The sequence below is a fragment of the Pseudomonas sp. CHM02 genome, from assembly GCF_000612585.1.
Classification (GTDB): Bacteria; Pseudomonadota; Gammaproteobacteria; order Pseudomonadales; family Pseudomonadaceae; genus Aquipseudomonas.
Genome location: NZ_JFCA01000006.1, coordinates 43,506 through 61,519, shown reverse-complemented (window position 1 = coordinate 61,519; position 18,014 = coordinate 43,506). Strand labels below are relative to the sequence as shown.

Below are 18,014 nucleotides of genomic sequence, written 5' to 3'. Positions count from 1 at the left end.
AGGGGCAGCCTGGCGAGGCTGCCCCTTTTTCATTCGCCGGCCAATGCCTGCGACAACGGCAAGCGCGCCATGCTCGTGCTCTTCAACGAACCCAGGTACAACCAGTCGCCATACTCCCGGGCCGTGGTGATGGGTGAGTAATTCCCCGCGCTGCCATCCTGCAAATTGGCGATGACTTTCCCCTCGGTGTCCAACCCCAGCACAAAGGCTTTGCGCTCGATCGGCTTGGGCACCACCATCAGCGCGCGCACCATCACCTTGCGCAGCAGGGGGTAGCCGGCGAAGCTGTCCAGCAGTGGGTTGCGCGGCGAATAGAGCGCCACCCAGAAGCGGTCCTGGCCATTGAAGCTGAGGTTGTCCGGCAGGCCGGGCAGGTTGTCGATAAACAAGTCATGGGTACCGGCGCGCTCACCTTTGAGCCAATAGCGGCTGATGCGATAGGCGCCGGTTTCATTTACCAACACGTAATTTTCATCCGGGCCCAGGGCCACGCCGTTGGCGAATTGCAACTGGTCCAGCAGTACCTCGGTGGTGCCGTTGTTGAAGTCGTAGCGCAGCAGCCGACCATCGCCGCCATGCTCGATCACGGCCTCACCGTCCTGCCCATAACCCCAGCGGCTCGATGCATCGCTGAAGTACGCATAGCGCCCGCTGGCGTCCACGGTGACGTCATCGGTGAAACCAAAGGCGACGTCGTTGGCGCCGGTGCTCAGGGTGGTCAGTTGGCGATTGGTCTCCAGCGCCAGCAAGCCCTTGACCCCATCGGCAATGATCAAGCGCCCATCCGGGTGCAGCGCCATGCCCAGCGGCCGCCCACCGGTAGTGGCGAGTACTTCCAGGCGGCGGCTGTCGGGCGAGGTGCGAATGATGCGCCCGTCATGCAAACCGCTGATCAGGTAACCCTGGGCATCCAGCAGCAAGGCTTCGGGGCCGGCGATGTCCTGGGCGCCGATTCTCTGCACACCTTTGAGGCGCTGGTTCTCGGCGTAGGGGCCGTCCTTCATTGACGGCGCCTTGGGCGGTGCCCAGTTCACCGGTTGGACATTGGTCGGCATCAACAGCAAAAAGGCGATCACCGCCAGGCACAACACGAACAGCAGATGACGCAGTTTTTTTGGACGGGTACTCATGACGAATCCTGGTTGTCGTGGGCGCGCGGCTCCCGGTACAGGGTGCTCGGATTCTTTTTGTTGGAGGCTGAGCTTAGTGGGTGGCAGGGAATGTGCGAGTTTTTGCGGTGCAATGCAGGAGCCCTGTAAGGCGAGGTGACCAGTGGGGGCTTGCACACCCCTTATTTCCTTGCTAGCTTCTGGCAAAATGTTAACGATAACATTTGCTCTAAAAATAAAAACAAAACAGAGAACCACGCCATGAAAATGCTCCCGAAAACCCTGTGTTTATTGGCTGTAAGCATCACCCTCGGCACCGCTGCCCCTGCTTTCGCCGACGCTGCGAAGCCCATCCGCATCGGCGCGTCTTTCCAGGAAATCAATAACCCGTATTTCGTCACCATGAAAAACGCCCTCGAAGAAGCCGGGGCGACCATTGGCGCGAAACTGATCATCACCGACGCCCGCCACGACGTGTCCAAGCAGGTCAGTGACGTCGAAGACATGCTGCAGAAAGGCATCGATATCCTGCTGATCAACCCCACCGACTCGGTCGGCGTGCAATCGGCGGTCAAATCCGCCCACGCCGCCGGTGTCGTGGTCGTCGCGGTAGACGCCCAGGCGGACGGCCCGCTGGATTCCTTCGTCGGCTCGAAGAACTTCGACGCCGGCTTCCAGGCCTGTGAATACCTGGCCAAGAACATCGGTGACAAAGGCAATATCGCCATCCTCGACGGTATCGCCGTGGTGCCGATCCTCGAGCGCGTACGCGGCTGCAAGGAGGCCGTGGCCAAGCACCCGGACATCAAGATTGTCAGCATCCAGAACGGCAAGCAGGAACGTGACCAGGCGCTGACCGTCACCGAGAACATGCTGCAGGCCCAGCCCACCCTCAAGGGCATTTTCAGCGTGAATGACAACGGCTCGCTCGGCGCGCTTTCGGCCATCGAGGCCAGCGGCCTGGACGTGAAGCTGGTCAGCGTCGACGGCGCGCCCGAAGCGATCAAGGCGATTCAGAAGCCCGGCAGCAAATTCATCGCCACCTCGGCCCAATACCCGCGCGACCAGATCCGCCTTGCCCTGGGCATCGCCCTGGCCAAGAAGTGGGGCTCGCAAGTGCCGGCCACCATTCCGGTGGACATCACCCTGATCGACCAGGCCAAGGCCAAGGATTTCAGCTGGTAAATCGCCCAGGCCCCACGCAAACCGTGGGGCCCAGGTCATCCTTCTGAATACGAGGTCGGCGGTATGAGCAGTCTTCTGAAGCTGGAAAACATCTGTAAGCGTTACCCGGGCGTACAGGCCCTCAAGTCCATCAACCTGCAAGTCGAGCGCGGCGAGATCCATGCCTTGCTCGGAGAAAATGGCGCGGGTAAATCGACCCTGATGAAGATCCTCGGCGGCGTCGAGCACCAGGACGAAGGCCAGATCCTGATCGACGGCCAGGCGCAGCAGTTCGCGACCTACCGTGATGCGATTGCCGCCGGCATCGGCATCGTGTTCCAGGAATTCAGCCTGATTCCCTACCTCACGGCGGTGGAAAACATCTTCCTCGGCCATGAGCTGAGCAACCGCTTCGGCCTGTTGCGCAAGCGCGAAATGGTCGAAGCCAGCGAGGCATTGTTCAAGCGCCTGGGCGTGACCATCGACCTGCGCTGTGCGGTCAAGCACCTGAGCGTGGCCGAACAACAGTTTGTCGAAATCGCCAAGGCCCTGGCCCTGGATGCGCGCCTGCTGGTGCTGGATGAACCCACCGCGACGCTGACGCCCAGCGAAGCCGAGCTGCTGTTCGAGATCATGCGCGAGCTCAAGCGCCAGGGCGTGGCGGTGATTTTCATCTCCCATCACCTGGAGGAGATTTTCCAGGTGTGTGACCGCATCAGCGTGTTGCGCGACGGCGGCAATGTCGGCGTCACCGATGTGGCCGACAGCGACATCGACCGCCTGGTCGAGATGATGGTCGGGCGTCGCCTGGCGTGCAGTTTTCCACCCAAGCCAACGAGCGCACGCGGCCCGCTGTTGCTGGAGGTCAAGGACATCCAGCTGGTGCGCAACGGCCCCCACAACAGCTTTCAGTTGCACAAGGGCGAGATCCTCGGCTTTGCCGGGCTGGTCGGCTCCGGTCGCACCGAACTGGCGTTGGGCATGATGGGCGCGCTGCCGTCGGTGAGCAAAGACGTGTGGCTGCGTGGCGAAAAAGTCACCCTCGACGACCCGGCCCAGGCCCTGGCCCATGGCATCGGCCTGCTCCCGGAAAGCCGCAAGAGCGAAGGGCTGATCACCGACTTCAGCATTCGCGAAAACATCTCCCTGAACAACCTGCCCAAGTACCAGAACGCCTCGGGCCTGATCGACAAAAGCCGCGAATGCGCCAGTGTCGAGGGCCTGATGAAACAACTGTCGATCAAGGCCCCCAGCAGCGAAAGCCGTGTGTTCAACCTCAGCGGCGGCAACCAGCAAAAGGTCGTGATCGCACGCTGGATCAACCACCACTGCGACGTGCTGGTGTTCGACGAGCCTACCCGTGGCATCGACGTGGGCGCCAAGGCGCAGATCTACGCGTTGATGCGCAGCCTCACCGAACAGGGCTACGCAATCATCATGATTTCCTCCGAGCTGCCGGAAATCATCGGCATGTGCGACCGCGTCGCCGTGTTCCACAAGGGCGCCATCGTCAAGCTGCTGGAGGCGTCCGCCGTCAATCCTCAAGAGGTCATGCGCCATGCAACAGGGGGCTCAAGTGAATACGTCCATTAGTACCGGCGATAGCAGCCGGCTGCGCCTCAACCTGGCGCGGCTGATGCGCTCGCCGGCCTTCTACCCGTTCGTGGGGCTGGTGGTGGTGACCCTGGTGATGATCCTCGCCAGCGACACCTTCCTGACCGCCAGCAACCTGTCGAACATTGCCCGCCAGGTGTCGATCAACGCAATTATCGCGGTGGGCATGACCTGCGTGATCCTCACCGGCGGCATCGACTTGTCGGTGGGGCCGGTGATGGCGTTGTCCGGCACGCTCACGGCGGGGTTGATGGTCGCGGGCCTGCCCCCCGGCCTGGCGATTGGCGCGGGGATGTTGATCGGCGTGGCCTTCGGCATCGGCAACGGCCTGTTCGTCGCCTACCTGCACATGCCGCCGATCATCGTCACCCTGGCGACCATGGGCATCGCCCGGGGCCTGGGCCTGATGTACACCGATGGCTACCCGATTTCCGGGCTGCCGGAGTGGTTCGGCTTCTTCGGTCGCCAGAGCCTGTTCGGCATTGAAGTGCCGATCCTGATCATGCTGATCACCTACGCCGCCGCCTATGTGCTGCTGCAGCACACGCGCATCGGCCGCTACATCTACGCCATTGGCGGCAATGAAGAAGCCGTGCGGTTGTCCGGCGTGCGTGCCGCGCGCTTCAAGCTGCTGGTGTATGGCATCAGCGGCCTGACGGCGGCGATTGCCGGGCTGGTACTCACCTCGCGCCTGATGAGCGGCCAGCCGAATGCCGGCGTGTCGTTCGAGCTGGATGCGATTGCCGCCGTGGTACTCGGCGGCGCGTCGATTGCCGGTGGGCGTGGCGTGATCGTCGGCACCTTGCTCGGCGCCATGCTGCTCGGCGTATTGAACAACGGACTGAACATGCTCGGCGTTTCGCCCTACGTCCAGAGCGTGATCAAGGGCGGGATCATTTTGCTGGCGATCTTTATCAGCCGTCAGCGCCATAAATAAACTCAAGACAGGACCGAACACCATGGACAAGCACACTGAAATGCAAGCCGTCGTTTGCCACGGCCCCAAAGACTATCGCCTGGAACGCATCGGCAAACCCACGGCACGCCCGAACGAACTGGTGATCCGCATCGCCGCTTGTGGCATCTGCGCCAGTGATTGCAAGTGCCACTCCGGCGCGGCGATGTTCTGGGGCGGCGACAACCCGTGGGTCAAGGCACCGGTGGTGCCGGGGCACGAGTTCTTCGGCTATGTGGTGGAGGCGGGCGAGGGCGCCGAAGAGCACTTCGACGTCGCGGTGGGCGACAAGGTGATCGCCGAGCAGATCGTGCCCTGTGGCAAGTGCCGCTTCTGCAAATCCGGCAAGTACTGGATGTGCGAAGTGCACAACATTTTCGGCTTCCAGCGTGAAGTGGCCGAAGGTGGCATGGCCCAGTACATGCGCATCCCCAAGACCGCCATCGTGCACAAGATTCCCGAGTCGGTGTCGCTGGAAGACTCGGCGCTGGTGGAGCCGATGGCGTGTTCGATCCATACCGTCAACCGTGGCGATATCCAGCTCGACGACGTGGTGGTGATCGCCGGTGCCGGCACCCTCGGCCTGTGCATGGTCCAGGTCGCCGCGTTGAAGACCCCGAAGAAACTGGTGGTGATCGACATGGTCGACGAGCGCCTGGAGCTGGCGAAGACATTCGGCGCCGATGTGGTGATCAACCCGTTGCGCGATAACGCCCGTGCGATCATCAACGGCCTCACCGACAACTATGGCTGCGACGTCTACATCGAAACCACTGGCGTGCCGGCCGGTGTGACGCAAGGCCTGGACCTGATCCGCAAGCTCGGGCGTTTTGTCGAGTTCAGTGTGTTCGGCGCCGAGACCAGCGTCGACTGGTCGATCATCGGTGACCGCAAGGAGCTGGATGTTCGCGGCGCGCACCTTGGCCCTTATTGCTACCCGATCGCCATCGACCTGTTCGAACGCGGCCTGGTCACCTCCAAAGGCATCGTCACCCATGACTTCCCGCTGGACGACTGGGCCGAAGCCTTTGAACTGGCGAACTCGACCAAGTCGATCAAGGTGCTGTTGAAGCCGGTGGTCTGAGCATGAACTACGTGATGGGGGTCGACATAGGAACCCAGAGCACCAAGGCGTTGCTGGTGGATGGTCAAGGCACGATCATCGCCCAGCACAGCCAGGGGTATCGCGTGGATACCCCAAAAGTGCGCTGGGCCGAGCAATGGCCGCAGGTCTGGCTGGAGGCGGTCGAGGCGTGCGTGGCGCAGTGCATGGCCAAGGCGGGTGTCGCGAAGCAGCAGGTCAAGGCCCTGTGCATCAGCAGCCTGTATGGCGGTTCGGGGATTGCGGTGGATGCGCAGATCACACCGCTGCACCCGTGTCTGATCTGGATGGACCGCCGCGCCGGCGAGCAGGTCGCCTGGGTGCGCGAGCAGGTGGACCTGGAGCGGCTGTTCGCGGTGACCGGTAACTCGGTGGACAGCTACTACGGCTTCACCAAGATGCTCTGGCTCAAGCAGCACCAGCCAGAGGTGTGGGCCAAGACCCGCTACCTGCTGCCGCCCAACAGCTATATCAACTGGTGCCTCACTGGGGAGTTGGCGGTGGACCATAGCAGCGCCGGCAATATCGGCGGCGTCTACGACGTGAAGGCGCGCGGCTGGTCTGCCGAGATGCTCGACGCGCTGGGCATACCGCAAGCGATGATGCCGGAGCGTCTGGTGTATTCCGGGGAGGTCGTCGGTGGGTTGCTGGAAGGCTGGGCTGCGCGTCTGGGCCTGCAGGCGGGCACACCGATTCTGGCCGGTGGCGTTGATGCGGCCATGGCAACCTTGGCTGCGGGGGTGACCCAGCCAGGCAACCACGTGGCAATGATCGGCACCAGCATGTGCTGGGGTTACCTGAACCAACAGGTGGACGCCCATCACGGCCTGGTCAGCATGCCCCACGTGTACAACGGCCACCGTGACCTGTACATCTTTGGCGGTGCGATCACGGCCGGTGCGTCGGTGAGCTGGTTTCGCGAGCAGTTTTGTCAGGCCGAGGAGCAACAGGCCAAGGCCTCCGGCCAGGACAGTCTGGTGCTGTTGGAACAGCGCGCGATGACGATTGCGGCGGGCAGCGAGGGCCTGTTGTTCCTGCCGTACCTGATGGGGGAACGCAGCCCGGTGTGGGATGACCGTGCCAGTGGCAGTTTCGTCGGCTTGAACCTCTATCACAGCCGCATCCACCTGTATCGCGCGGTGCTGGAAGGGGTGAGTTTTGCCCTGCGGCACAACATCGAAGCAGGCACGCGCGGCGCGCATTCCCTGGACCCGCGCTTGATCGTGGTCGGCGGGGCGAGCCATTCGGACCTGTGGATGCAGATCATCGCGGATGTCACGCGGTACCCGGTGTACACCATTGTCCAGGAGGTGGAAGCGGCGCTGGGCGCAGCGTTGCTGGCGGCGCATACGGTGGGGTTGGTGAGTGATGGGGAGATGGACAAAGGCTGGGTGCAGCTGGCGTTGCGGGCTGAGCCCAAGGCGGAAAATGTCGAGGCGTACGACCGTGCGTTCGGCGAGTACCTGAAGCTGTATCCGGCCCTGAAACCGATCATGCACACCCTGCAATCCCACTGACCCAACACGCCCCAAAAACTGTAGGAGCCCGGCTTGCCGGCGATGGCGATCTCACGGACGCCATCGCCGGCAAGCCGGACTCCTACAAGGGGATCTCCATTGTTTTTGAGATGTGTATCCATGAACGCAGTCTTTGACTTCACCCACCAGCGCATCCTCGTCACCGGCGCCAGCAGCGGCATCGGTCGTGAAATTGCCCAGCAGCTCATCGCCAGCGGCGCCGAAGTCTTCGCCCTCGGCCGCGACGCGCAGGCCCTGGACCAACTCGGCTGCCACACTCTGTGCCTGGACATCGCCGACAGCGCCGCCCTCGACAACGCCTTGAAGGACCTGCCGCCGCTGCACGGCCTGGTCAATTGCGCCGGCATCTCGCGGCTGGAGCCCGCCGCCGCTATCAGCGCCAACGCCTTCGACCAGGTGATGCAGGTCAACGCCCGCGCCGCCGCCCAGGTCGGCAGCCGTGTGGCGGCGAAAATGATCGAGGCGAAGATCGCCGGCAGCATCGTCAACGTTTCCAGCCAGGCCGCGCTGGTGGCCCTGGACGATCACCTCGGCTACTGCGCCTCCAAGGCCGCGCTGGATGCGATCACCCGCGTGCAGTGCGCCGAGTGGGGCCGCTTCGGCATTCGCGTCAACAGCGTCAACCCGACGGTCACGCTCACGCCGATGGCAACCATGGCCTGGTCCGACCCGGCCAAGCGCGACCCGGCGCTCGCGGCCATTCCGCTGGGGCGTTTTGCTGAAACCGTCGAAGTGGCGTTGCCGGTGCTGTTCCTGCTGAGCAGCGCCGCCAGCATGATCAGCGGCGTCAGCCTGCCCATCGACGGCGGCTACACCAGCCGCTAGCCGTTTTCCAACTGGCCGGCGATGACCACCTTGTCCCGTGGCTTGTGCGGGTCTTCGAGGCGGTCGAGCAGCAGGCGTACCGCGCTGCTGCCGGCCAGGGACGCATCGTGGGCCACGCAGGCGATGGGCACCCCGAAGATATCGGCGAAGGGCAGGCGGTCGATGCCGCAGATGGTCAGGCTGTCGTGGGGAATGTTGTGCATGCGCAACGCACGCAGGGCGCCCAGGGTGATCAACTGGTTGAAGCCCATGATCGCGTCCGGCGCCGAGTGTTCGGCCAGGTAGTCGAGGGTGTGCAGGTAGGAGGGCATCAGCGTGTAGTCGCCGGCCTGCACTTCGACTTGCACCTGGGGATGTTCGGCCAGCACTTCGCGCAGGCCCTTGAGGCGTTCGACGGTGATGCGCGAGTGCTCGGGGCCGGTCAGCACCAGCAGGCGCTTGAGCTTGGGTGTCTGGCGCAGCAGGTAGTGCGCGGCCTGGATGCCGCTGTGGTAGTTGTCGAGCACCACGCGGCTGAACGGGCTGTCATGGATCGTGCGATCGAGCAGCACCACCGGCGTCTTGCCGTTGCCCAGGCGTTCGAGGTAGTCGGGCTGGTAACTGGGCTCATCCGAGACCGGCGACAGGATGATCCCGGCCACGCGGTAGCCCAACAAGGTATCCACGGCTTTGCTTTCCAGCTCTTCCAGCTCATCGGTGTCCACCAGCATGATGGTGTAGCCGTGCTGTTTGGCCTCGCGGGAAATCGCCTTGATCATTTCGCTGTAGAACGGGTTGTCCACCGAGGCGGTGATCACACCGATGATCAGGCTTTCACTGCGCTTGAGCCCGCGCGCGAAGGCGTTGGGCACATAATCCATTTCCCGCGCCACTTCGAGGATGCGCGCCAGGGTGGCCGGCTTGACCAGATCGGGCTTGCTCAGTGCGCGCGACACCGTGATGGTGGTCATGCCGACCTGTTTGGCGATGTCGCTGATGGTGACGGACTTTTTCTTGTTCATCGGTAAGGCTGCGAAAGGAAACACCCGCAGGCTAGCATGCGCGACGGATATTGTTGCTTCAAATCAGCGGGTCCCAGCGCTGCGACCAGTCACTTTCGGCCTTGACCACTTCACGCAGCAACGCCAGTGCCTGTTGCAACACCGCCGAATCCCGTGCCCGCGAATACACCACAAACGTGGGGAAGTTGAACTCCGGCGCCTTGGGCACGCGCTGCATCACGCCGTTGTCGAGGTAGCTCTGCACTACGCGGGTACGGAAATAGCCGGCGCCGCCGTTCTCCAGGATGTACTGCAACGCCAGCGGGCCAAGGTTGAAACTCAGCGCGGCGCGGGCCTTGTCGGGCAGGGCGGCGTCATGCTGCTGGCGAAAGCCCGGGCCCCAATCGATATACACGTAGGGGGCCGGGTTGCTCACCAGCTGCACCAGGATCAGTTTTTCTTCCAGCACCTGCTCCACTTGCAAGCCGGGCCAGTACTGCGGCTGGAACACCAAGGCAGCGTCCAGCACGCCCAGTTCCAGCTGGCGCAACAGGTAGTCGCCTTCGCGCACTTCGGTACGCAGCGCATGGCCGGGGATGTGTTGGCGCAGGGCCTGGGCCCAGCCGAGCATCAGCGGGTTGCACAGGCTGACCTCGCCGCCGATGTGCAGCACGTTGCGGTAGCCATCGGGCAGCGGCAGGTCGCGTTTTGCGGCTTCCCAGGTTTGCAGCAACTGGTTGGCGTATACCACGAAGGCCTCGCCGTCGGCGGTCAGCCTGGCGCCGGCGCGGTTGCGCACGAACAGTGTGCTGCCTAGCTGGCTTTCGAGGCTTTTGACCCGCGCGGTGATGGCGGTCTGGGTGACGTGCAGTTTCTCGGCCGCAGCGGCCAGGCTGCCGCAGCGGGTGATTTCGAGGAAGGTGCGTGCCAGTTCGATGTCCATGAAGCCCCCGGGGATGAATGGGGGACAGTGTAATGGAATGTGGTTGAAACTGTGGGAGCTGGCTTGCCTGCGATGGCGGCCTGGCAGGCGACTGAGTACATATCCGTTGCTGCGGTAACGGCTGCTATGGGTTCTGCCCTTACGGCGGCTCACTTTGCAAAAGCGGCAAAGTAAGCAAAACGCTCTTGCCCCAACACTCGGCACCTCGCCTAGGCTCGGTGTGCCCGTAATCCGACAGGTATTTGGGGGGGCGCCTAGGATCAAGATCAGAAGCGGCTCGCTTCGCATCGTGGATACGTGGTCTTGTAGGAGCTGGCTTGCCGGCGATTGCGGTGTGTCGGTGACGGGTGAGGGGCTGACACGGCACCATCGCCGGCAAGCCGGCGCCTACAGGTGGGCATTTCAGGTTGGGGTTTGTGGGGCTTGGAGGTGCTGGGTCGGGAAGGCCTTCGCGTAGGCGTGGCACACCCGCAACACCTGGTCGTCGGCAAACCGCGCGCCCACCACATGCAAGCCCACCGGCAAGCCATTCGCCGCCAGCCCGCACGGGACCGACGCTGCCGGCTGCTGGGTGAGGTTGAAGGGGTAGGTGAAGGGCGTCCACTGTGTCCATTCCTGCAAGCCGGAGCCGGGCGGTATATCGTGGCCGGCTTCGAATGCCGTGATCGGCATCATCGGTGACACCAGCACATCGTAGTGCTCATGGAACGCCGCCATGCGTGCCACCAGTGCGGCGCGGGCTTCAAGGGCTGCGTTGAAGTCATCCAGGCTCAACCGCTCGCCGCGCTGGGCGATGCGCAGCAGGCCAGGGTCCAGCAGCTGTTTTTGTGCCGCGCTCATCGGCCGAGTCAGGCGTGCGGCGCCGGCTGCCCATAAGGTGCTGAACACCTCCAGCGGGTCGCTGAACCCTGGGTCGATCTGCTCGACCTGCGCGCCCAGTTGTTCCAGACCGCGAACCGCCTCGGCGACCACCTTGGCCACCTGTGGGTCGACATCGACGTAACCGAAGCTGGGGCTGTAGGCCACGCGCAAGCCTTTCAAATCCGCCGCGCCCGATAACCACGGTGTGGTCCGTGGGGCACCGATCAAGCCATCTCGCGCATCCGGCTGGGCGATGGTCTGCAGCATCAACACGCTGTCTTCCACCGTGCGGGTCATCGGCCCCAGGTGCGACAGAATGGTCATGGAACTGGCCGGCCACTGCGGTACATAACCAAAGGTCGGCTTGATCCCGAACGTGCCGGTAAACGCACAGGGAATCCGGATCGAACCGCCCGCATCGCTGCCCTGATGCAATACGCCGAGGTTCAACGCCGCCGCCGCCCCTGCGCCGCCGGACGAGCCGCCCGCCGTGGTGCGTGTGTCCCAGGGGTTGCGGGTGATGCCGTACAGCGGGTTGTCGGTGACGCCTTTCCAGCCGAATTCCGGGGTGGTGGTCTTGCCCAGCAGCACCGCGCCGGCCTTGCGCATAAAGGCTGTGAACGGGGCGTCGACGTCCCACGGGCCTTCGGCCGATGCGGTGCGCGAGCCCTTGCGGGTGGGCATGCCGACGGTCAACGTCAGGTCTTTGATCGACGCCGGCACACCGTCCAGCGCGCCGCAGGGTTGGCCGTTAAGCCAGCGTTGTTCCGAAGCGCGCGCGGCGTTCAGCGCGCCTTCCGGGTCCACGTGGCAGTAGGCGTTCACCACCGGGTTGTAGCGTTCGATCCGCAGCAAGGCGTCTTCGGTGACCTCCACCGGCGACAAGGTCTTGTCGCGAAAATGCTGCAGCAGTTGCACTGCCGTCAGTTGGCCGATCTCACTCATGCGATTTCCCCCTGCGCCGCATTGACCATGGCGCGCAACAACACCGCGCAGCCTGCCGCCAGGTCGTCTGGCGCGGCGTTTTCGATTTCGTTATGGCTGATGCCACCTTCGCACGGTACAAAGATCATCCCGGCCGGACCCAGTTCGGCGACAAAAATCGCGTCGTGCCCGGCGCCGCTGACGATGTCCATATGGCTCAAGCCCAAGGCCGCGGCGCCTTCCCGTACGGCGTTGACGCAGGCTGGGGCGAAGTCCAGCGGCGGGAAGTCGGCGGTGGGGGTCAGTTCAAACGTCAGCCCATGCCTGGCGGCCGTGGCTTCGATCACGCCGCGCACTTCATCGACCATGGCTTGCAGCTTGTCCGCGTGCAGGTGGCGCAGGTCGAGGGTCATGTGCACCTGGCCGGGAATCACGTTGCGCGAGCCGGGGTGCAGGCTCAGGCAACCCACGGTGCCACAGGCGTGGGGCTGCTGCTGATGGGCGATGCGGTTGACCGCGCTGACCACTTCGGCGGCGCCCACCAGAGCGTCCTTGCGCAAGTGCATCGGCGTCGGGCCGGCGTGGGCTTCGACGCCGGTGAAGGTCAGGTCGAACCACTTCTGGCCCAGGCAACCCATGACCACGCCAATGGTAGTGGCCTGGTCTTCCAGCACCGGGCCCTGCTCGATATGCGCCTCGAAATACGCGCCCACCGGGTGGCCGAGTACCGCGCGGGAGCCGGCATACCCGATGCGCTGCAATTCGGCGCCCACCGACAGGCCCTGGTCATCGACTTTGTCGAGGGTGTCCTGCAAGTCGAACTTACCGGCAAACACCCCGGAGCCCATCATGCAGGGCGGAAAACGCGAGCCTTCTTCGTTGGTCCACACCACCACTTCAATCGGCGCTTGGGTTTCGATGCCCAGGTCATTCAGGGTGCGGATCACTTCCAGCCCGGCCATCACCCCGTAGCAACCGTCGAACTTGCCGCCGGTGGGTTGGGTGTCGATATGGCTGCCGGTCATCACCGGGGGTAGGGCGGGGTTGCGCCCGGCACGGCGCGCAAAGATATTGCCGATGGCGTCGACACTGACGCTGCAGCCAGCCGCCTCGCACCATTGCACAAACAGGTCGCGGGCCTGGCGGTCGAGGTCGGTCAGGGCCAGGCGGCACACGCCGCCCTTGGCGGTGGCGCCGAGTCGGGCCAGGTCCATCAGCGATTGCCACAGGCGGTCGCGGTTGATCAGCGGGGCGTTGCTCTTGAGCGGTTGCGCGAAACTATTCATGTGCAATCTCCGGTCAGGCACTCAGGGCCAAATAACGGTTTTTGATCGTAGGGTCGGCGCGGAAGGCTTCGGCGCTGCCCTCGTACACCACGCGGCCCTGTTCGAGCACGTAATGGCGGTCGGCGAGCTTGTCGCAGACCATCAGGTTCTGTTCCACCAGCAGCACCGGCAGGCCGTCTTCCTTGACCTTGCGCAGGATCTTCACCAGTTCGTCGACGATCACCGGGGCCAGGCCTTCGGTGGGTTCATCGAGGATCAGCAGCTTGGGGTCGTTGAGCAGGGCGCGGGCGATGGCGAGCATCTGTTGCTCGCCGCCAGACAGTGCGTGGCCGGCGTTTTTGCGCCGCTCCTTGAGGCGCGGGAACATGCCGTAGACGTCTTCGAGCTGCCAGCGGCTGGTCTTGCGCGTGGCGATGCGCAGGTTTTCCTCGACTGTGAGCAGGCGGAAAATTCCGCGGTTCTCCGGCACCAGCGCCAGGCCCTGGCGGGCGATTTCAAAGATTTTCTGACCCACCAGCGCCTGGCCATTGAAGTGAATCTGGCCCTGGCGCGGGCAGATGATGCCGAGGATGCTGCGCAGGGTGGTGGTCTTGCCGGCGCCATTACGGCCCAGCAGCGTCACCAGTTCGCCGGGGTTGACGGTCAGCGACACGCCTTCCAGCACGTGGCTCTTGTCGTAGTAGGAATGGATATTCTCGACGATCAGCATCAGGCAGCCTCCCCAAGGTACGCCGTGCGCACACGTTCATCGGCGCGCACGAATTCCGGCGTGCCTTCCACCAGGATCTGGCCGTGGCTCATCACCGTGATGCGTTGGCTGATGGACATGACAATGCTCATGTTGTGTTCGATCAGCAGCACCGTGTGGTCGCGGCCAAGGTCGCTGATCAACTGGGTCATGATCGGGATGTCATCGATGCCCATGCCCGAGGTGGGCTCGTCGAGCATCAACAGTTTGGGTTTGGAGCAGATCGACATGCCCACCTCCAGCACCCGTTGCTGGCCGTGGGACAACTCGCCGGCCAGGGTGTCGGCGCGGGCGGTGAGTTGCAGACGTTCCAGCACCTGGTCGGCCATCTCTAGGTGTTCGCGCTTGCTGTCCACGCGGCGCCAGAAATTCAGTGCGCGTGCACCGTCGCGGCCCTGGGCGGCGAGGCGCAGGTTTTCACGCACGCTGAGGTTCTGGAACAGGCTGGTGAGCTGGAACGAGCGCGCCATGCCCAGGCCCACACGGCCGTGGGCCGGCTTGCGCATCAGGTTGTTGCCGTCGAAATGAATCGCCCCGGCGGTGGCCTGGCGTTCGCCGGTGAGGCAGTGGAACAGGCTGGTCTTGCCGGCGCCGTTGGGGCCGATAATGGTGTGGATGGTACCGGCCTCGACCTTGAGGTTGACGCCATTCACCGCATGGAAGGCGCCGTAGGCCAATTCCAGGTCCTTGGTTTCCAGCAGGATGCTCATAGCACTTTCTCCTTGGCGACAGCGGCGCTCTTGCGGCTGCCGCGCACCTTCTCGAACAGCGACGCCAGGCCGCCCCACAAACCGCCGCGCATAAAGATCACCACCAGGATCAGGATCACCCCCAGCAGCATCAGCCAGCGTGGCCACAGGTCGGAGAGGAAATCCCCGAGCAGCACGATGGAGCCGGCGCCCAGCAACGAACCGAACAGCGAACCGGTGCCGCCGACGATGGTCATGATCAGGATGTTCTCGGACATCGCCAGGTCGATGTTCGACAGCGGCACAAAGTGCAGCAGCATGGCGTACAGCGCGCCGGCGATGCCAGTGACCGCGCCGGACAGCACGAACACCAGGATCTTGAAGTGGCGTGTGTCATAGCCGATGGCCGAGGCACGGGTTTCGTTTTCGCGGATCGCCATCAGCGTGCTGCCAAAGGGCGAGGCGATCACCCGGCGGGCACCGATGAAGATCAGCAGGAACAGCACCGCGACAAAGCCGTAGAACGCGCGGGCGTCGGTCAGCGACAGCAGCACGGTGTCTCCCAGGCGAATCTCCGGGCGCGGCACGCTGAGCAGGCCGTTGTCGCCGCCGGTCCAGTCACTGAGGGTGTAGGCGACGAAGTACGCCATCTGGCTGAAGGCCAGGGTCAGCATCACGAAGTAGATGCCGGTGCGGCGGATCGCCAGGGCGCCCACCAGCAATGCGAGGAACCCTCCCGCGATGGCGGCGCCGAGCAATGCGGTGAACAGCCCCAGTTGCAGGTGGATCATCAGCAGCGCCGCGCAATACGCGCCGGCCCCGAAGAAGATGCCTTGGCCGAACGACAGCAGCCCGGTGTAGCCCAGCAACAGGTTGCAGGCCAGGGCGGCCATGGCAAAGATCAGGATCTCGGTGGCCAGGGTCGCCGAGGGCAATATCAACGGCAGGCCGATCAGCACCGCCAGCACCCACAGCAACATGGCCTTGGACTGGGTCTTGGCAAACGGCAGGGGATTTTTCTCGCTCATGTCAGGCTCTCCCGAACAGGCCGTAGGGACGGACCAGAATCACCACGGCCATGGCGCCGTAGATCATCAGGCTCGCACCCTGGGGCCAGAGTGTGGTCATCAGGCTTTGCACCACGCCCACCAGCAAACCGCCGACCAGCGCACCGCTGAACGAGCCCATGCCGCCGATCACTACCACCACGAAGGCGACGCCGAGAATCTCCGGGCCGACAAAGGGCTGGGCGCCGCGCAACGGGGCGAACAGCACGCCCGCAACGCCGGCCAGGGCCACGCCGAGGGCGAAGGTCATGGAGAACAGGCGGAAAATATTCGTGCCCAAAAGCGACACGGTTTCGGTGCTTTCACTGCCGGCCCGCACCAGGGCGCCGAAGCGCGTGCGCTCCAGCAGCAGCCACAGGCCCAGGCCGACCAGCCCGGAGAACACGATGAGGAACAGGCGGTAGTAGGGGTAGACGAAGTCGCCCACCACCAGCACGCCGCGCAGCAGTTCCGGCACGGCGACGCTCTTGCCCACCGGGCCCCAGATCATCACGCTGGCTTCCTGGATGATCAGCGCGATGCCCAGGGTCACCAGGATCTGGAACATGTGCGGCAGGTGATAGATCCGCTGGATCAGCAATCGCTCGATGGCCCAGGCCAGCGCGGCCACTACCAGCGGCGCGATCAGCAGCGCCAGCCAGAAGTTGCCGGTGAGGCTCACGGCGGTGTAGCAGATGTAGGCGCCCAACAGGAAGAACGCGCCGTGGGCGAAGTTGACGAAGTTGAGCAGGCCGAAAATGATCGTCAGCCCGACCGCGATCAGGAAGTAGATCATCCCCAGCCCAAGGCCGTTGAGGATCTGGAACAGGTAAAGATTAAGCATGCAGGAACCCTCGGCAGGACGCCGCTTGCGCGGCCCTGCGCTACAAAATTCAGGGGATCAGCCGAGCGTGCAGCCCGTGGCCTCCACGGGCGGGAACGACTGGCCGGCGCTGAGCACCTTGGCCAGGTCATCCTTGTCGGCCATGTCGGCCGTGGCTTTGCCGATCAGCAGGTAGTAATCCTTGATCACCTGGTGGTCGCCGGCGCGGATCGATTCCTTGCCGGTGGGGCCCTCGAAACTCAGGCCCTGCATGGCCTTGGCCACGGTCGGCCCGTCAAAGCTGCCGGTGGCGATGATGGTGTCGAGCATGACCTTGGTGCTGATGTAGTCGGCAGCCAGCGGGTAGGTGGGGTTGATGCCGTATTTGGCCTGGGTGAGCTTGACCAGTTCACGGTTGAGCGGGGTGTCGACCTGGTGCCAGTACTGCGCGCCGAGGTACACGCCTTCCAGCACATCGCTGCCCAGCTCCTGGAACTGGTCGAGGCCGGCGGACCACACCAGCAGCACTTTCATGCGTTCCTTGATGCCGAAGTTGACCGCCTGGCGCAGGGTGTTGGACGACTGGCTGCCGAAGTTGAGCAGCACCAGCACATCGGGCCTGGCGGCGATGGCGTTGGTCAGGTAGCCGGAGAATTCCTGCTCCTGCAACGAGTGGTAGCTGTTGCCAATGTGTTCCAGGCCGTTTTCCTTGAGCACATTCTTGGCGCCTTCGAGCAGCGCTTCGCCGAACACGTATTGCGGGGTGATGGTGTACCAGCGTTTGGCGTCCGGCAGCAGCTTGATCAGCGGCAGCATGGTTTCGCGGATCGCGCCATAAGTGGGCACCGACCAGCGGAAGGTCGCCTTGTTGCAGTCCTTGCCGGTGACTTCATCGGCGCCTACCGGGGTCATGAATACGCCACCGACCTTGTCCACTTCCTTGGCCACCGCCAGTGCCGACGATGACAAGGTGCAGCCCTGGAAGAACCGCGCGCCGTCCTGCTGGATGGCTTCCTGCACCTTGCGCACGGCCTTGCCGGCGTTGCCTTCGGTGTCGATGACCTTGTAGTTCAGCGAGCGGCCGAGCAGTACGGGGTGTTGCTCCACGGCCAGGCGTGAACCCATGTCGGCAAATTTGCCATAGCTGGCAAACGCGCCAGACATGGACTTGAGGCCGTAAAAGGTAAAAGGCTCGGCGGCGAATGCCGAACGCACGCTCAGCGGAAGGCTGAGGGCGGCGGCTGCGGTGAGACTGGCTTTCAACAACGTACGACGCTGCATGGGGTGACTCCCTGGTTTAGTTATTGGCAGGAGTGGCAATGGCGATACGGTGGAGCAAGGGCCTGTGGGCAGGCCTGTTATTGGTTGGGGCAAACACTGTCTCTGTAGGAGCCGGCTTGCCGGCGA

Annotated in this window: 16 protein-coding genes; 6 read left to right on the top strand and 10 right to left on the bottom strand. The window is 63.7% G+C overall.

From position 1 onward, the window contains the following. Positions 1-29: 29 nt before the first annotated feature. Positions 30-1,130: an SMP-30/gluconolactonase/LRE family protein gene (locus tag BM70_RS0104650; protein WP_025854915.1), complete on the bottom strand. Its 1,101-nt coding sequence runs from the start codon at positions 1,128-1,130 to the stop codon at positions 30-32. Positions 1,131-1,370: 240 nt separating this feature from the next. On the opposite strand from BM70_RS0104650, the gene BM70_RS0104645 reads away from it, so the two are divergent. From BM70_RS0104645 to BM70_RS0104620, 6 genes are all read left to right on the top strand, one after another. Continuing rightward, complete coding sequence (locus BM70_RS0104645; RefSeq protein WP_025854914.1) at positions 1,371-2,294, top strand: substrate-binding domain-containing protein; 924 nt, start codon at positions 1,371-1,373, stop codon at positions 2,292-2,294. Between the two features lie 63 nt (positions 2,295-2,357). Continuing rightward, positions 2,358-3,866, top strand: a complete 1,509-nt coding sequence (locus tag BM70_RS0104640) for a sugar ABC transporter ATP-binding protein (protein WP_025854913.1) — start codon at positions 2,358-2,360, stop codon at positions 3,864-3,866. Further along, a complete protein-coding gene (locus BM70_RS0104635; RefSeq protein ID WP_025854912.1) occupies positions 3,832-4,824 on the top strand; it encodes an ABC transporter permease in 993 nt (330 codons plus the stop codon). The genes BM70_RS0104640 and BM70_RS0104635 overlap by 35 nt, the downstream gene beginning before the upstream one ends. 22 nt (positions 4,825-4,846) lie before the next feature. Beyond that, a complete protein-coding gene (locus tag BM70_RS0104630; protein WP_025854911.1) occupies positions 4,847-5,926 on the top strand; it encodes an alcohol dehydrogenase catalytic domain-containing protein in 1,080 nt (359 codons plus the stop codon). A 2-nt stretch (positions 5,927-5,928) separates the two neighbouring features. Then, on the top strand, positions 5,929-7,461 hold the full coding sequence (locus BM70_RS0104625) for an FGGY-family carbohydrate kinase (RefSeq protein WP_025854910.1): 1,533 nt from the start codon (positions 5,929-5,931) through the stop codon (positions 7,459-7,461). A gap of 120 nt (positions 7,462-7,581) precedes the next feature. Then, positions 7,582-8,307: an SDR family oxidoreductase gene (locus BM70_RS0104620; protein ID WP_025854909.1), complete on the top strand. Its 726-nt coding sequence runs from the start codon at positions 7,582-7,584 to the stop codon at positions 8,305-8,307. Here the strand turns inward: BM70_RS0104620 and BM70_RS0104615 are convergent. The 9 genes from BM70_RS0104615 to BM70_RS0104575 form a co-directional block, all read right to left on the bottom strand. Beyond that, positions 8,304-9,308, bottom strand: a complete 1,005-nt coding sequence (locus BM70_RS0104615) for a LacI family DNA-binding transcriptional regulator (protein WP_025854908.1) — start codon at positions 9,306-9,308, stop codon at positions 8,304-8,306. The two genes, BM70_RS0104620 and BM70_RS0104615, sit on opposite strands and share 4 nt — an antisense overlap. 58 nt (positions 9,309-9,366) lie before the next feature. Further along, on the bottom strand, positions 9,367-10,230 hold the full coding sequence (locus BM70_RS0104610; protein WP_025854907.1) for a LysR family transcriptional regulator: 864 nt from the start codon (positions 10,228-10,230) through the stop codon (positions 9,367-9,369). A 402-nt stretch (positions 10,231-10,632) separates the two neighbouring features. Then, positions 10,633-12,036, bottom strand: coding sequence for an amidase (locus BM70_RS0104605; protein WP_025854906.1), 1,404 nt, complete (start codon positions 12,034-12,036; stop codon positions 10,633-10,635). After that, on the bottom strand, positions 12,033-13,301 hold the full coding sequence (locus BM70_RS0104600) for a Zn-dependent hydrolase (protein ID WP_025854905.1): 1,269 nt from the start codon (positions 13,299-13,301) through the stop codon (positions 12,033-12,035). Before BM70_RS0104600 ends, BM70_RS0104605 begins: the two co-directional genes overlap by 4 nt. 13 nt (positions 13,302-13,314) lie before the next feature. Continuing rightward, positions 13,315-14,010 carry an ABC transporter ATP-binding protein gene (locus tag BM70_RS0104595; RefSeq protein ID WP_025854904.1) on the bottom strand — a complete coding sequence of 232 codons (696 nt, stop codon included), beginning with the start codon at positions 14,008-14,010 and terminating at the stop codon, positions 13,315-13,317. Further along, the gene (locus tag BM70_RS0104590; protein ID WP_025854903.1) at positions 14,010-14,759 is read right to left on the bottom strand and encodes an ABC transporter ATP-binding protein; all 750 of its coding nucleotides are present in this window, start codon (positions 14,757-14,759) and stop codon (positions 14,010-14,012) included. Before BM70_RS0104590 ends, BM70_RS0104595 begins: the two co-directional genes overlap by 1 nt. Beyond that, a complete protein-coding gene (locus BM70_RS0104585) occupies positions 14,756-15,766 on the bottom strand; it encodes a branched-chain amino acid ABC transporter permease (protein ID WP_025854902.1) in 1,011 nt (336 codons plus the stop codon). Before BM70_RS0104585 ends, BM70_RS0104590 begins: the two co-directional genes overlap by 4 nt. A 1-nt stretch (position 15,767) precedes the next feature. Beyond that, positions 15,768-16,628 (bottom strand): branched-chain amino acid ABC transporter permease, encoded by an 861-nt coding sequence (locus tag BM70_RS0104580; RefSeq protein ID WP_016974865.1) that lies wholly within the window; start codon positions 16,626-16,628, stop codon positions 15,768-15,770. A 57-nt stretch (positions 16,629-16,685) separates the two neighbouring features. Next, positions 16,686-17,888, bottom strand: a complete 1,203-nt coding sequence (locus tag BM70_RS0104575; protein ID WP_025854901.1) for an ABC transporter substrate-binding protein — start codon at positions 17,886-17,888, stop codon at positions 16,686-16,688. Between the last annotated feature and the right edge of the window lie 126 nt (positions 17,889-18,014).